Genomic DNA, 15,334 nt, shown 5'->3' with positions numbered 1-15,334 from the left:
CCACCGATGAGCAGCACCTGGATGCCGTACCACCGACGTATCCGCCGCCGCACCACCCGCACCACCAACCGCCGCACGGCCACGGTCGCCGTCGTCTCCGCGCTCGCCCTCACCGCACTCGCGGCCTGCGGCACCAGCAGCAGCGAGAGCGACTCCGACGGGGACACGGGCGCCGACGCGGCCAACGCCGCCGCCCCGCTCGACCCGAAGACCAAGGTGACGCTCACCATCGACTGCATGCCGCCGGCCGCCGAGAAGGCCGAGCTCAAGCAGTGGAAGGAGGACGTCGCGGCGTTCAACGAGAAGTACCCGAACGTCACGATCAAGGGGAAGCAGACCGACCCCTGCCTGGAGCCTCCCCGCTTCACCGCGATGCTGAAGGCGAAGTCCCAACCGGACGTCTTCTACAGCTACTTCACCGACCTGCAGCAGGTCCTGGACAACGAAGGCGCCCAGGACATCAGCGCCTACGTCAACGACAAGTCCGTCCCGGCGCTGGGGGACATGGACCCGAACGTCGTCAACGTCCTGAAGAAGGACGACAAGCTCTACGGCCTGCCCTTCAGCAACTACACGATGGGCCTGCTGATCAACCGCAAGCTCTTCGAGAAGGCCGGGCTCGACCCCAACTCGCCTCCCACCACCTGGGCCGAGGTCCGCACCGCCGCCAAGAAGATCGCCGCCCTCGGCGACGGCGTCTCGGGCTTCGGCGAGTACAGCGCCGGCAACAACGGCGGCTGGCACTTCACCGCCACCACCTACGGCCTCGGCGGCGACATCGTGAGCGAGGACGGCACCAAGGCCGCCTTCAACAACGACACCGGCAAGCAGATCGTCGACAACCTCAAGGCCATGCGCTGGGACGACAACAGCATGGGCAAGACCCAGCTCCTGAAGTGGGGCGACCTGCAGAAGCAGATGGCCGCCGACAAGCTCGGCATGTTCCTCGCCGCGCCCGACGACATCACGTACATGGTGCAGAACCTCGGCGCGAAGTACGACGACTTCGGGATGGGCCCGATACCCGGCCAGAAGGCCACCCTCTTCGGCGGCAACGACTACATGATCAAGAAGGGCAGCTCGCCCGACCAGATCAAGGCCGCGATCGCGTGGATCAACTTCAAGTTCCTCAGTGTCGGCAAGGGACAGTTCGACTGGGCCCGCACCAAAGCTGACGGTCTGCCCGTCGGTCTGCCGCAGCCGAACTTCTGGACCGGCGACAGCAAGGCCAAGGACGACAAGGCCCGCGAGGAAAGTTCGACGATGCCCGTCGAGAACTTCCAGGCCTTCACCGACAAGCCGGTCACCGGCAAGGCCGAACCGCCCAAGGCCCAAGAGGTCTACAAGGTCCTGGACACGCTGATGTCGGCCGTCCTCACCAACAAGGACGCCGACGCGGACAAGCTGCTCAAGACCGCCGAGCAACAGGTCAATCAGGTTCTGGCCAATCAGTGATGTCCGCGCCCACCCTTCACAAGAACGAGGCCCGGCAGCCGGCAGAGCCGAAGGGCAGCCGGGCCTCCCGCCCCGAACAGGGGCCGTTCCGCCAGGCGTTGAAGCGCAATCTCACCGCCCACGCGTTCCTCATCGGCGCCCTGCTCTGCTTCTCGATCTTCTCCTGGTATCCGATGGTCAGGGAGTTCATCCTGGCCTTCCAGAAGACCGAGAACGGCGAGACGGTCTGGGCCGGCTGGTCCAACCTCACCTACATCTTCAACGACCCGGCCTTCTGGCAGGCGTGGCGCAACACCCTGATGTTCACCGGCCTCGCCCTGCTCCTCGGTTTCGCCGTGCCCTTCGCCATCGCGCTCGTCCTCAATGAATTCCGGCACGGCCGGGGCTACTTGAGGCTGCTCGTCTACCTCCCGGTGATGCTGCCGCCCGTCGCATCCGTCCTGCTCTTCAAGTACTTCTACGACCCCGGATACGGCCTGTTCAACCGCATCCTGGAATCCGTGGGCCTGCCGGGACAGGCCTGGCTGCAGGACACCGACACCGCGATGCTCTCCGTGGTCATCGCCGCCACCTGGATGAACATGGGCGGCGCGACGCTGATCTACCTGGCCGCGCTGCAGTCGATCCCCGGAGAGCTGTACGAAGCGGCTGAACTGGACGGCGCGGGTGTCCTCCGCCGGATCTGGCACGTCACGATCCCGCAGACCCGGCTCATCCTCTCGCTGATGCTGCTCATGCAGATCATCGCCACGATGCAGGTCTTCGTGGAGCCGTTCCTGCTCACCGGCGGCGCGGGCCCCGAGGGCGCGACCCTGACCGTCGTCCACCTCATCTACCAGTACGCGTTCACCTTCAACAACTACGGCAGCGCGGCAGCGCTCGGCCTGGTCCTGCTCGTACTGCTCGCCGGGTTCTCGGCGGCGTACGTACGACTGAGCCGCGCAGGCAGCGAAGACTAGCCGGGGGAGAGCACGGACATGAGCACACGCACCCTGATCTCCCCGGCCCAACTGGCCAGGCCCCGCGGCAAGGTCCTGTACTGGACCGCCTTCACCGTGGTGGTGATCGTCTTCACCCTGGTCTTCATCGGCCCGTTGTACTGGATGGTCACCAGCGGCCTCAAATCCCCGCAGGAATTCGCCCGGACACCACCCACCCTGGTCCCCGACGCCGTCCATCCGCAGAACTACGCGGACGCCTGGGGCGTGATGGACCTGGCCCGGCTCCTGTTCAACACCCTGTACTACGCGTTCGGCGCGCTCGCCTTCCAGCTGATCTTCGACGTGGCCGCCGCCTACTCGCTCTCCAAGCTGCGGCCCGTGTTCGGCAAGGCGATCCTCGGGGCGATGCTGCTCACCCTGATGATCCCGGCCACCGTCCTGGTCGTACCGCAGTACCTGACCGTCCTGGACGTGCCGGTCGTGGAGCGCAACCTCATCAACTCGCCCTGGGCGATCTGGCTCCCCTCGGTCACCAACGCCTTCAACATCTTCCTGCTCAAGCGGTTCTTCGACTCCATCCCACGCGAACTCCTGGACGCCGCCTCCATCGACGGCGCCTCGTCGCTGCGCACCCTGCGCTCCGTAGTCCTTCCGCTGTCCCGGCCGATCCTCGGCGTCGTGTCGATCTTCGCGGTGGTCGCAGTCTGGAAGGACTTCCTCTGGCCGATGCTCACCCTGCCCGACCCCGCCAAGCAGACGGTCAACGTCGGCATCTACTCCCTGGCCGCCAGCGTCTCGGAGAACTGGCTCCTTGCCGCCCTCGCCATCGCCTCGCTGCCGACCCTGATCATCTTCCTGATCTTCCAGCGCAACATCATGAGCGGCCTGACCGCCGGCAGCCTCAAGGGCTGACCCCGGGCCCACATCTCGCGCACCCCGCCACCGCATCAAGCCACGGCGACGGGGTCCCACCTGCCCGAAAGGAACCTCACGTGGCAGAAACCTCCCCGACCGACGCCGCCTGGTGGCGCTCGGCCGCCATTTATCAGGTGTACGTACGCAGCTTCGCGGACGGTGACGGCGACGGCACCGGGGACCTCGCGGGCGTCCGGGCCAAGCTGCCCTACCTCGCCGAACTCGGTGTCGACGCCCTGTGGTTCAGCCCCTGGTACCTCTCGCCCATGGTCGACGGAGGCTACGACGTCACCGACTACCGCGTCATCGACCCCGCCTTCGGCACCGTCGCCGAAGCCGAGAAGCTGATCGCCGAGGCCCGCGCGCTCGGCATCCGCACCATCGTCGACATCGTCCCCAACCACGTATCCGACCAGCACGTCTGGTTCAAGGCAGCCCTCGCCGCGGGCCCCGGCGCCCCCGAACGCGAGCTCTTCCACTTCCGCCCCGGCCGCGGCGCACACGGTGAACTCCCGCCCAACGACTGGCCGTCCCAGTTCTCCGCGACCGCGTCGACCTGGACCCGGGTCGAGGACGGCGAGTGGTACCTCCACCTTTTCGCCCCCGAGCAACCCGACCTCAACTGGGCGCACCCGGCGGTCCGTACGGAGCACGAGGACGTCCTGCGGTTCTGGTTCGAGCGCGGAGTGGCCGGCGTACGGATCGACTCGGCGGCCCTGCCCGCCAAGGACCCCGCCCTGCCCGACTTCACCGAGGGCGTCGACCCGCATCCCTTCATCGACCGCGACGAACTCCACGACATCTACCGTTCCTGGCGGGCCGTCGCGGACGAGTACGGGGGCGTCTTCGTCGGCGAGGTCTGGCTGCCCGACGCCGAACGCTTCGCCCGCTATCTGCGCCCCGACGAGATGCACACCGCCTTCAACTTCTCCTTCCTGTCCTGCCCTTGGGACCCGGACAAGCTGCGTACGTCCATCGAGGCCACCCTCGCCGAGCACGCCCCGGTCGGCGCCCCGGCCACCTGGGTCCTGTGCAACCACGACGTGACGCGCACGGTCACCCGCTACGGCCGCGACGACACCGGCTTCGACTTCGCCACCAAGGAGTTCGGCACCCCCACCGACCTGGCGCTCGGCACCCGCCGCGCCCGCGCCGCGGCGCTCCTCGCCCTCGCCCTGCCCGGAGCCGTCTACATCTACCAGGGCGACGAACTCGGCCTGCCCGAGGCCGACATCCCGCTGGACCGCATCCAGGACCCCATGCACTTCCGCTCCGGCGGCACCGACCCGGGCCGCGACGGCTGCCGGGTGCCCCTGCCCTGGTCGGCCCACGAACCGCACGCGGGCTTCGGGTCGATGACCGGACCCTGGCTGCCCCAGCCGGAGGACTGGCCCTCGTACGCCGCCGACCTCCAGGTCATGGACCCTCACTCCATGCTCACGCTCTACCGCACCGCCCTGCGCCTGCGCCGCATCGAACCGGGCTTCGGCGACGGCCCGTTGAGCTGGCTGCCGGCTGCCGACGGCGTCCTGGCCTTCGTGCGCGAACAGGGCCTGGCCTGCGTCGTCAACCTCGCCCCCACGCCCGTCGAACTCCCGGTCCACACACGCCTCCTGCTGGCAAGTGGCCCCCTGGACGACGCGGGCCGCCTGCCGCAGGACACGGCGGTCTGGCTGCGCGTCTGACCTCCAGCTCACCGAACGCCCACCCGCGACCGAGCACTGACCTCCCCACTCACAAGGAAGGTGCACCACCCATGGGTAGACCTGACAGGAGCACTACAAGAAGCAGTACAAGAAGCACTTCAAGGAGCGCTACAGGGAGCCGTACGTCGGGGTCGAGCCGTAAGTGGTGTGCCGCCGTGGCCACCGCGGGCCTCGCCGGCACCCTCGTCACCGGCCTCACGGCCGCCGGCGCGCACGCCGCCGAGGCGGCAGCGGGTGCCACGCTGCCCTTCACCTCCATCGAGGCGGAGAGCGCGACCACGAACGGCACCAAGATCGGCCCCGACTACACGCAGGGCACGGTCGCCTCCGAGGCGTCGGGCCGGCAGGCGGTGCGCCTCGCGGCCGGCCAGAGCGTGGAGTTCACGCTCGCCGATGCCGCGAACGCGGTCAACGTCGCCTACAACGTGCCCGACGGCCAAGCAGGTTCGATGGACGTCTACGTCAACGGGCAGAAGATCTCCAAGACGCTCGCCGTCACGTCGAAATACAGCTACATCGACACCTCCTGGATCGCGGGCTCCAAGACCCACCACCTCTTCGACAACGCACGGCTGCAGCTCGGCCAGAACCTGCAGTCGGGCGACAAGGTGAAACTGGCAGCCACCTCCACCCAAGTCACGGTTGACGTGGCCGACTTCGAGCAGGTCGCGGGCGCCCCGACCAAGCCATCCGGCGCGCTTTCGGTCACCGACAAGGGCGCCGACCCCACCGGTCAGGGTGACTCCACCCAGGCCTTCCGCGAGACCATCGCGGCGGCCAAGGGCGGCACGGTGTGGATCCCGCCGGGCGAGTACAAGCTCACCCAGTCCCTCAACAACGTCGACAACGTGACGATCCGCGGCGCCGGCAACTGGCATTCGGTCGTACGCAGTTCACGCTTCATCGACCAGTCGAGCGCACCCACCGGCAAGGTGGGCCTGCACGACTTCGCGGTGATCGGCGAGGTCACCGAGCGGGTCGACAACAACCCGGACAACTTCGTCAACGGCTCGCTCGGCCCGAACTCCACCGTCTCCGGCATGTGGCTGCAGCACCTCAAGGTCGGCCTCTGGCTCACGGGCAACAACGACAACCTGGTCGTGGAGAAGAGCCGCTTCCTCGACATGACCGCCGACGGCCTCAACCTCAACGGCACAGCCAAGGGCGTCGACGTACGCAACAACTTCCTGCGCAACACCGGCGACGACGCCCTGGCCATGTGGTCCCTCAACACCACCAACAGCGACTCGACCTTCGAAGCCAACACCATCTCGCAGCCCAACCTCGCCAACGGCATTGCCATCTACGGCGGCCGCGACATCACCGTCAAGGACAACCTGATCCTCGACACCAATGCCCTGGGCAGCGGCATCGCCATCTCCAACCAGAAGTTCCTGGACCCGTTCTTCCCGCTGGCAGGCACCATCACCGTCTCCGGGAACAGCCTCGTACGCACCGGAGCCATGAACCCCAACTGGCAGCACCCGATGGGCGCGTTGCGCGTGGACGCGTACGACAGCGCCATCGAGGCCACGGTGAACATCACCGACACGACGATCACAGACAGCCCCTGGAGCGCGTACGAGTTCGTGTCGGGCGGCGGCACCGGCAAGGCGGTGAAGAACGTGAACATCGACCGCACCACCATCGACGAGGTGGGCACGGTCGTCGTCCAGGCCGAGACGCCGGGCGCGGTGAAGATGTCGAACGTCAAGGCCACCGGCGTCGGCGCGGCCGGTGTCTACAACTGCCCCTACCCGGCAGGATCCGGCACCTTCGCCCTGACCGACGGAGGCGGCAACTCCGGCTGGGACAGCACCTGGGACGACTGCTCCACCTGGCCGGAACCCGGTGGCGGCAACCCCGGCCCCGACCCGGAACGCAACGTAGCCAAGAGCCGCCCGGCCACCGCGACCGGATCGGTCGACGTCTACACCCCGGCGAAGGCGGTCGACGGCGACGCGGCGACGTACTGGGAATCCACCAACAACGCCTTCCCCCAGTCGATCACCGTCGACCTCGGCAAGACCGAAGCGGTGGGCAGACTCGTCCTGAAGCTGCCGCCGCCCGCCGCCTGGGGGTCGAGGACCCAGACCCTGTCGGTCCAGGGCAGCGCCGACGGAACCACCTACAGCACCCTGGCCGAGTCGAAGGACTACCGCTTCGACCCGGCGAGCGGCAACAAGGTGACCATCACGCTGCCCGCCTCCTCCCCTGACATCCGACACCTGCGGCTGCGCGTCACGGCCAACACGGGCTGGCCCGCAGCCCAGTTCAGCGAAGTGGAGGCCTATCTGTCCTGAACTCCCGCGTGCCGCGCGCCCCGCTCACTCACGGCTCTGGCCGGGGGGCGGGGCGCGCTTGCTTCTCCGGGGCTCAGACCTGCGTCGACTTCTTCTCGTACGGCGACTCGCTCACGAGCTGCGCCCCGGCGGTGGGCTCGGGCGCTGGGCCGCCTTCGCTGAGGCCGATGCGGCCGTGGACCTTCCGCAGGAAGCCGGGCGCGTACCAGGCCCAGCGGCCGAGCAGCCGCATGGCGGCGGGTACGAGGATGCCGCGTACGGCGACGGCGTCGATGAGGATGGCGAGGCCGCTGCCCAGGCCGAACATCTGCATGAAGCTCAGCTTGGCCGTGCCGAAGGCGAAGAAGCTCACCGCGAGCAGACAGGCCGCCGCGGTGACGATGCGGCCGGTGTGCCCGAGGCCGTTGGTCACGGCGGACTCGTTGTCCTCGCCCTGGTCGTGGAGTTCCTTGATGCGGCTGGTGACGAACACCTCGTAGTCCATGGAGAGGCCGAAGGCGATGCAGAACATCAGCACCGTCATGGACACCTCCATGGGCTGCGCGGTGAAGCCGAGGAGGGAGGAGAGATTGCCGTCCTGGAAGATCCAGGTCATGACGCCGAGGGTCGCTCCCAGGCTGATCATGTTGAGGAGCAGCGCACGCAGTGGCTGCACGATGCTGCCGGTGAACAGGAAGAGCAGCAGGAACGTGGTGACGGCGACCAGAGCCACGGCGAGCGGGAGCTTGTCGCCGATGGAGTCCTTGGAGTCGACCAGTTCGGCATCGACTCCGCCCACCAGGGCGTCGGTCCCTGGGGGCGCGTCGACCGCCCGCACCTCCTCGACCAGGCTCTGGGCCGCGTCCGACTTCGGAGTCAGGGTGCTCACCACGTTGATCTGCTGCGCGTCGGGGCGCCCCAGGGCCTTGCTGCCGGGGTCGGCCGCCTCGGACCGTCCATCCGCGTAGGTGCCTTGGCTGGTCTCGACGCGGGCCACGCCATCCAGCCCGGACAGCTCATCCGCGTACGACTGAAGTGGGGCCTTGCTCACGGGGCGGTCGATGACGACGTGGAGAGCCGCGTCGTCGCTGCCGTTGAACTTCTCCTGAAGCACCGTCGAGACCTGGCGGCTCTGGGCTTCTTCGGGCAGCACGCGTTCGTCCGGTGTGCCGAAGGTGATGCCGAGGAGTGGGCTCGCCGCGAGGAGCAGGACCGCGAGCACGGGCAGCGCGGTGAGCGCGGGCCGCCGCATGACGGTGCCGGCGAGCCGCCCCCACATGGGCGCCCGGGTGGCGGAGCGGCGACGGTTCGCCCAGGGCAGCCGCCCGCTGTTGACCCGGTGCCCCAGGACGACGAACAGGGCGGGCATGACGAACAGGGTGCTGAGGGCCGCGATGGCGACGACACCGACCCCGGCATAGCCGAACGAGCGCAGGAAGTACTGCGGGAACACCAGGAGCGCCCCGAGAGCCGCCGCCACCGTCGCGGCGGAGAACGCGACCGTGCGGCCCGCCGTGCTCACCGTCCGCCGGACGGCGTCGTCCACGCTTGCCCCGGACGCGAGTTGCTCCCGGAAGCGGCTGACCATGAGCAGGGCGTAGTCGATGCCGAGGCCGAGCCCCAGAGCCGTGGTCAGGTTGATCGCGAAGATGGAGACATCGGTGACGCTGCCGAGGACGAAGAGCTCCGCGAAGGTGCCGCCGATGGCGATGATGCCGATCACCAGCGGCAGCAGGGCTGAGACCAGGCTGCCGAAGACGAGCAGCAGCAGGAGGAGGGTGAGCGGGATGGCGATGGCCTCGGCCAGGAGGAGGTCCTCGCCGGACTGTGTGCCCATCTCGCTGGTGACGGCGGCGCCGCCGCCCGCCTGGACGGAGAGCTGGCCCTTGGACGGTCCGGTGTAGGCGTCGATGAGGCTCTTGGTGTTCTCGTCCCGGTCTTTTCCCTCACCCTTCACATGGGCGAGGACCATGGCCTCGCGGCTGTCCTCGGAGCGGAGGTCGGGGCTCGCCGTGTCCCAGTACGAGATGACGTTCTCGAGGTTCTGCTCCTTCTTGAGGCCGGCCACCAGGGCCCGGCCGCTCTGCTCGGCCTCTGGGGTGTCGATGCGGCCTTCGGCGCTACGGACCAGCAGGACCAGGTTCGTCTCACCGCCGAACTTCTCGTCGATGACCTTCCCGGCGCGGGTGGACTGGGAGGACGGGTCGTCGTAGCCGCCTCCCAGCAACTTGCCGAACGCGCCTGCGCCCAGGACACCCATGAGGGCCACGACCACGGTGGCGACGACCAGTATCAGCCGGGACCGGCGAATCGCCAGTTCCGCTATGCGTTCAAACACGCACGATCTCCTTCGGTGTCCATACGGTGAAAGCGGCGCGAAACGGCCGGAGTTGGCCAAGGGCAGGGTCGGCCCAGTGCTCCGCAGGGTCCTGTCACCCCGTCAGAAGCAGGCGCGGCGCGCGCTCTTCGTCGCCACGGACGACGTTAGTGAGGTCGCCCGAAATTTGGCAGTGTTAGATTTTCTTCACACCCGGAAACTCCCGGGTGGTCCACCGGGGCGGCCGTCGTACGGCCGCCGCATGCCGCGGAGGAGCCCGCCATGGCTACGCCTTCCCTGCGCGAGCGCCGCCGCGCCGCCGCCACGCGGGAAATCCTGGACGCCGCCGAGCGCCACATCACCGAACACGGGCCCGCCGCCTTGTCCTTGCGGGCGACGGCCCGCAGTCTCGGGATGACCGTGCAGGCGCTCTACCACTACTTCCCGAGCCGGGACGCCCTCGTCACGGCGCTCGTCACCAAGGCGTACGACGACCTCGCCGAAGCGGTGCAGGCCGCCGTCGACACCGCGGCGGACGATGCGGACCTGCCGGGCCTGGTGGTCGCGGCCGAGGGCTACCGTCGATGGGCGATCGCCCACCCCGAGCACTTCCAACTCCTGTACGGAACACCGCTGCGGGACTACGCGGCACCCGCCGATGGCCCGACCACCCAGGCGACGCGCCGGATGAGCGTGCTCTTCGAGCGCGAGATGTTCGAGGGCTTCACCACGGCGCAGCTCGCCCGCGCCGACGCACCGGCGCTCTCGCCCTCGATGAAGGGGCACCTGGACCAGCTGCCGCACTTCGGTGGGGGACACCTGCCGCCGCCCGCGACTGCTCTCTTCCTGAGCGCATGGGGCCACCTGCACGGCCTCGTGGTCCTGGAGGTGTTCGGCCACACCTCGTTCCTCGGCGACCACCAGGCAGAGCTGTTCCGCATGGCGATGCGGAACCTGCTGGAGGACGTCCACCGCCGGATTCCCGGGTGAGGGGGGCGTGGGTCACGGTGCCTTGGGCTTGCGTGCGAGGAAGAAGGCCTGCGTGCCCTGCCGCGGTTTCTCGCTCTCGTCGGGCTCGCGGATCAACTGGGCGTCCATGACGAGACCGCCCTCGCTCATCAGGCCGGCGACCTGCTCGACAGGCATCCAGTAGACATCGAGCGACAACTCGTGTCCGTACGCGCGATCCAGGTGCCGCAGCCGGTCCCCGGCCTTGAACGCCAGGAGCATGCGACCGCCGGGCGCCAGCACCCGATGGCACTCCGCGAACACGGTCGGCAGCAGTTCCGGCGGGGTGTGGACGGTCGAGTACCAGGCGACGATGCCGCCGAGGCTGTCGTCCTCCAGGTCGAGTGCGGTCATCGATCCCTCCTCGAAGCGGATGCCCGGATGCGTCCGGCGGGCGACCGCGATCATCCCGGGGGAGAGGTCGATGCCGAACGCGTCCACCCCGAGCGAGTGGAGAAAGGCCGTGATGCGGCCGGGACCGCATCCGGCGTCGGCGACCGGCCCGGTGCCAGGTTCCCGCACGAGTTCGGAGAACGCGGTGAGCATGGCGCGGTCCAGCGGTTTGGTGGTCAACTCGTCGCGGAGGAAACGCTCGTAGTCGGCGGCGACGGTGTCGTACGCCGCCCGAGTGGCGTGCAGGTGGGTTGCTTCGGTCATGGGTCACGACCGTAGTTCGTGCCCCAGTGCCCGTGCCTGACGGGTCGTCAACTCACCCTCCAGGTACCGGAGTGAAGCCAGTTGCGCACGCTCTCGGCCAGTGGCCGGAACGTCGTCGGTCGGTCGGATAAACCCCGCGCCGAGCAAGATCACTGCTTCGTGTGTTGCCAGCGGTCTTGTCGGGCGGGCCCGGCGCAACGGCCGTTAAATGGTCATGGGATCCGGACGAATTCCCTGAGATTGGCCGACTAGTTCCGCTGTCGCCGGTTGGCGCACAAACGCCTCGTACCTCCCCGTGAAGGAGAGCCCGCCCGATGACCGTTGAGACCAGCCCGGAAACGCAGTTGGATCCGCCCCGGCGGTCCAGCCTGAGCACCGAGGCTGCCCGCAAGCTGGCCACCACGACCAAGTCCGCCCCGCAGATGCAGGAGATCACCTCCCGCTGGCTGCTGCGCATGCTCCCCTGGGTGGAGACCAAGGGCGGCGCCTACCGGGTGAACCGGCGCCTGAGCTACACCGTCGGCGACGGACGCATCGAGTTCGTCCAGGACGGCGTCGACGTCCGCGTGATCCCCAGGGAACTCGGCGAACTGGCCCTGCTGCGCGGCTTCGACGACGTGGAGGTCCTGACCGCCATCGCCGACCGGTGCGTCCAGCGGGACTTCCGCGCCGGCGAGGTGCTGGTCGAGCGCGGCGCGCCCGCAGGGCAGCTCCATCTGATCGCCCACGGCCGGATCAGCCAGAACTCCGTGGGGAAGTACGGCGACGAGGTCGGCGTCGCCGTACTCGCCGACGGCGACCGGTTCGGGGAGAACACCCTGCTGGACGCCGACGCCAGATGGGACAGCACCGCCACCGCCGAGACCGCGGGCACCCTGCTCACCCTGTCCCGCTCCGACTTCGACGCCGTCCTTTCCACAGCGCCGAGCCTCCAGGCCCACGTACACGAGTTCAGCCGACTGCCCCGGCAGCGCCAGAACAAGTACGGCGAGGCCGAGATCGCGATGTCGGCCGGGCACGTCGGCGAGGTCGCACTGCCCGGCGCCTTCGTCGACTACGAACTGAAGCCGCGCGAGTACGAACTCTCCGCCGCGCAGACCATTCTGCGGATCCACACGAGGGTCACCGACCTCTATAACGGGCCGATGAACCAGACCGAGGAGCAACTCAGGCTCACCATCGAGGCGCTGCGCGAGCGCCAGGAGCACGAGCTCATCAACAACCGGGAGTTCGGCCTGCTCCACAACGCCGACTTCAAGCAGCGGATCCAGCCCCACTCGGGCCCGCCCACTCCGGACGACCTCGACGAGCTGCTCTGCCGCCGCCGTGGCACGAAGCTGTTCCTCGCCCACCCCAGGACGATCGCGGCGATCGGGCGCGAGCTCAACGCCCGTGGGATCTACCCTGACCACGTCGACCTCGGCGGGCAGCAGGTACCGGCTTGGCGCGGGGTGCCGATCCTGCCCTGCAACAAGATTCCCATCACCAAGGAGCAGACGAGCTCGATCCTCGCCATGCGCATCGGTGAGGACAACCAGGGAGTCATCGGTCTGCATCAGACCGGACTGCCGGATGAGTACGAGCCGGGCCTGTCGGTGCGCTTCATGGGGATCAGCGAGCAGGCGATCACCTCGTACCTGGTCAGCACCTACTACTCCGCCGCCATCCTGGTGCCGAACGCGCTCGGCGTCCTGGAGAACGTGCAGATCGCCCGCAGGGGCGCCTAGAGGGCCTAGAGGATCTAGAGGGCCTAGAGGTTCCGTCGTACCGCCACGAACAGCCCGGACCTTCCCGGGCCGGGCGAGTGTGCCCGGATCCGGGACAGGCCACCCACCCCACCAAGGAGCCACGGATGCCCGATCCCGGGTCTTCCCCTCTGCAGTCGACCCCGCCTGCCGCTGCGGCCCGCGTCGGGGACCAAGTCCCCACCCCCACCGCCTCACCCGCGCTTGAGCGCATCCTGCGTGGCCCCAGCGGCCTTGGCACGGCAGGCCTGCGCCTGTCCCTGCGCGCGAAGCCGCCGGAGCTACGGGAGCCACCGGAGCCGCCTCAGCCGCAGGAGACCCCGGCGGCCGAGACGCCGGCGGCCGAGACGCCGGCGGCCGAGACGCCGGCGGCCGAGACGCCGGCGGACGCCCTGCAGATCCCGGGCCTCTACTACCACCCGGTGCCGGAGCCCGACCCGGCGCGCGTGGCGGAGGTCAGCCGCCGGATCAAGGACTGGGCGGTGGACGAGGTCGAGCTGTTCCCCGACGAGTGGGAGGGCGAATTCGACGGCTTCTCGGTCGGGCGCTACATGGTGGCCTGTCACCCGGACGCTCCGACCATCGACCACCTGATGGTCGCCACACGGCTCATGGTCGCGGAGAACGCGGTCGACGACTGCTACTGCGAGGACCACGGCGGCTCGCCCATCGGCCTCGGGGGGCGCCTGCTCCTGGCCCACACCGCCCTGGACCCCCTGCACGCGACGAAGGAGTACCAACCGCAGTGGGCCGAGTCGCTGCACGCGGACGCCCCGCGGCGCGCCTACCGCTCCGCGATGCAGTACTTCGTCCAGCAGGCCACCGCGTCCCAGGCCGACCGCTACCGGCACGACATGGCCCGGCTGCACCTGGGGTACCTCGCGGAGGCCGCCTGGGCCGAGACGGACCAAACACCGGAGGTGTGGGAGTACCTGGCGATGCGGCAGTTCAACAACTTCCGGCCCTGCCCCACCATCACCGACACTGTCGGCGGTTACGAACTGCCCGCGGACCTGCATGCCCAGGCCGCCATGCAACGGGTGCTCGCGCTCGCCGGGAACGCCAGCACCATCGTCAACGACCTGTACTCGTACACCAAGGAACTGGCCGCCCCCGGACGACACTTGAACCTGCCCGTGGTGATCGCCGACCGTGAGGGCGTCTCCGACCAGGACGCCTATCTGAAGGCGGTCGAGGTCCACAACGACCTCATGCGCGACTTCGAGGCCGCGGCCGCGGCCTTGGCGGCCTCCTGTCCCGTCCCGAGCGTGCTGCGCTTCCTGAAGGGCGTGGCCGTGTGGGTCGACGGCAACCACTACTGGCACCAGACCAACACCTACCGATACAGCCTGCCCGATTTCTGGTAAGGACGGAATCACCTGTGACCAGCACCGAGTTCTCCACTGTCGACAGCGCGTCCGCGTTCGTCCCCGCCCCCGCGACCCCGTACCAGGGCGACATCGCACGCTACTGGAACAACGAGGCGCGGCCCGTGAATCTGCGTCTCGGCGATGTCGACGGGCTCTACCACCACCATTACGGCATCGGCGACGTCGACCGCGCGGCCCTGGGCGACCCCGACGACAGCGAGCACGAGAAGAAGCTCATCGGCGAGCTCCACCGCCTGGAGTCGGCGCAGGCCGAGGTCCTCCTGGACCACCTCGGCTCCCGCCTGCCCGACGACACGCTCGTGGACGCCGGATGCGGGCGCGGCGGTTCGATGGTCATGGCGCACCAGCGCTTCGGGTGCAAGGTCGAGGGCGTGACCCTCTCGGCCAAGCAGGCCGACTTCGCCAACCAGCGTGCCGAGGAACTGCGCATCCAGGACCGTGTCCGCGCCCGAGTGTGCAACATGCTCGACATGCCCTTCGAGACAGGGCAGGCCGCGGGCTCGTGGAACAACGAGTCGACGATGTACGTCGACCTGCACGACCTCTTCGCCGAGCACTCCCGCGTCCTTGAGGTCGGCGGCCGCTACGTCACCATCACCGGCTGCTGGAACCCGCGTTACGGCCAGCCGTCGAGGTGGGTCTCCCAGATCAACGCGCACTTCGAGTGCAACATCCACTCCCGCCGGGAGTACCTGCGCGCCATGGCCGACAACCGCCTCGTCCCGCAGGCCGTCGTCGACCTGACCCCCGCGACCCTGCCCTACTGGGAGCTGCGGGCCACGTCGTCCCTGGTCACCGGCATCGAGGAGGCGTTCATCAACTCGTACAAGGACGGCTCCTTCCAGTACGTCCTGATCGCGGCAGACCGCGTCTGACCCCCACCGACCGAGAGGGCCGGGCCGCCACGGGGTGGCCCG

11 protein-coding genes are annotated in these 15,334 nt (G+C 68.7%); 9 read left to right on the top strand and 2 right to left on the bottom strand.

Features of this window, described 5'->3' with window-relative positions:
- Positions 1 to 6: 6 nt before the first annotated feature.
- The 5 genes from AC5P1C_RS21995 (at position 7) to AC5P1C_RS21975 (ending at position 7,320) form a co-directional block, all read left to right on the top strand.
- Positions 7 to 1,455: an extracellular solute-binding protein gene (locus AC5P1C_RS21995; protein WP_493867603.1), complete on the top strand. Its 1,449-nt coding sequence runs from the start codon at positions 7 to 9 to the stop codon at positions 1,453 to 1,455.
- Positions 1,455 to 2,414, top strand: a complete 960-nt coding sequence (locus tag AC5P1C_RS21990; protein ID WP_493867602.1) for a carbohydrate ABC transporter permease — start codon at positions 1,455 to 1,457, stop codon at positions 2,412 to 2,414. The genes AC5P1C_RS21995 and AC5P1C_RS21990 overlap by 1 nt, the downstream gene beginning before the upstream one ends.
- Before the next feature lie 18 nt (positions 2,415 to 2,432).
- Entirely contained in the window at positions 2,433 to 3,308 is an 876-nt protein-coding gene (locus AC5P1C_RS21985; RefSeq protein WP_493867601.1) for a carbohydrate ABC transporter permease, read from the top strand.
- Between the two features lie 80 nt (positions 3,309 to 3,388).
- A complete protein-coding gene (locus tag AC5P1C_RS21980; RefSeq protein WP_493867600.1) occupies positions 3,389 to 4,996 on the top strand; it encodes a glycoside hydrolase family 13 protein in 1,608 nt (535 codons plus the stop codon).
- Between the two features lie 176 nt (positions 4,997 to 5,172).
- A complete protein-coding gene (locus tag AC5P1C_RS21975) occupies positions 5,173 to 7,320 on the top strand; it encodes a discoidin domain-containing protein (RefSeq protein WP_493867599.1) in 2,148 nt (715 codons plus the stop codon).
- A 73-nt stretch (positions 7,321 to 7,393) separates the two neighbouring features.
- Here the strand turns inward: AC5P1C_RS21975 and AC5P1C_RS21970 are convergent, their stop codons facing one another.
- Entirely contained in the window at positions 7,394 to 9,637 is a 2,244-nt protein-coding gene (locus AC5P1C_RS21970; protein ID WP_493867598.1) for an MMPL family transporter, read from the bottom strand.
- A gap of 261 nt (positions 9,638 to 9,898) precedes the next feature.
- Here AC5P1C_RS21970 and AC5P1C_RS21965 point away from each other — a divergent pair, with 261 nt between their 5' ends.
- Positions 9,899 to 10,606: a TetR/AcrR family transcriptional regulator gene (locus AC5P1C_RS21965; protein WP_493867597.1), complete on the top strand. Its 708-nt coding sequence runs from the start codon at positions 9,899 to 9,901 to the stop codon at positions 10,604 to 10,606.
- A 12-nt stretch (positions 10,607 to 10,618) separates the two neighbouring features.
- Here the strand turns inward: AC5P1C_RS21965 and AC5P1C_RS21960 are convergent, their stop codons facing one another.
- Entirely contained in the window at positions 10,619 to 11,281 is a 663-nt protein-coding gene (locus AC5P1C_RS21960) for a class I SAM-dependent methyltransferase (RefSeq protein ID WP_493867596.1), read from the bottom strand.
- Positions 11,282 to 11,595: 314 nt separating this feature from the next.
- Between AC5P1C_RS21960 and AC5P1C_RS21955 the strand changes: the two genes are divergently transcribed.
- From AC5P1C_RS21955 to AC5P1C_RS21945, 3 genes are all read left to right on the top strand, one after another.
- The gene (locus tag AC5P1C_RS21955; protein ID WP_493867595.1) at positions 11,596 to 13,008 is read left to right on the top strand and encodes a family 2B encapsulin nanocompartment shell protein; all 1,413 of its coding nucleotides are present in this window, start codon (positions 11,596 to 11,598) and stop codon (positions 13,006 to 13,008) included.
- Positions 13,009 to 13,133: 125 nt separating this feature from the next.
- Entirely contained in the window at positions 13,134 to 14,393 is a 1,260-nt protein-coding gene (locus AC5P1C_RS21950) for a family 2 encapsulin nanocompartment cargo protein terpene cyclase (RefSeq protein WP_493867594.1), read from the top strand.
- A 14-nt stretch (positions 14,394 to 14,407) separates the two neighbouring features.
- Positions 14,408 to 15,292 (top strand): geranyl diphosphate 2-C-methyltransferase, encoded by an 885-nt coding sequence (locus AC5P1C_RS21945; RefSeq protein ID WP_493867593.1) that lies wholly within the window; start codon positions 14,408 to 14,410, stop codon positions 15,290 to 15,292.
- Positions 15,293 to 15,334: the final 42 nt, after the last annotated feature.

The organism is Streptomyces sp. A18 (genome assembly GCF_059026065.1).
Note: the sequence above shows the minus strand (reverse complement) of the source record. Positions and strands in the feature narration are given on the sequence as shown.

Coding starts and splice junctions, on each gene's coding strand:
- AC5P1C_RS21965 (WP_493867597.1), top strand. CDS start 9,899: ATGGCTACGCCTTCCCTGCGCGAGCGCCGCCGCGCCGCCGCCACGCGG.
- AC5P1C_RS21990 (WP_493867602.1), top strand. CDS start 1,455: ATGTCCGCGCCCACCCTTCACAAGAACGAGGCCCGGCAGCCGGCAGAG.
- AC5P1C_RS21950 (WP_493867594.1), top strand. CDS start 13,134: ATGCCCGATCCCGGGTCTTCCCCTCTGCAGTCGACCCCGCCTGCCGCT.
- AC5P1C_RS21985 (WP_493867601.1), top strand. CDS start 2,433: ATGAGCACACGCACCCTGATCTCCCCGGCCCAACTGGCCAGGCCCCGC.
- AC5P1C_RS21955 (WP_493867595.1), top strand. CDS start 11,596: ATGACCGTTGAGACCAGCCCGGAAACGCAGTTGGATCCGCCCCGGCGG.
- AC5P1C_RS21960 (WP_493867596.1), bottom strand. CDS start 11,281: ATGACCGAAGCAACCCACCTGCACGCCACTCGGGCGGCGTACGACACC.
- AC5P1C_RS21995 (WP_493867603.1), top strand. CDS start 7: ATGAGCAGCACCTGGATGCCGTACCACCGACGTATCCGCCGCCGCACC.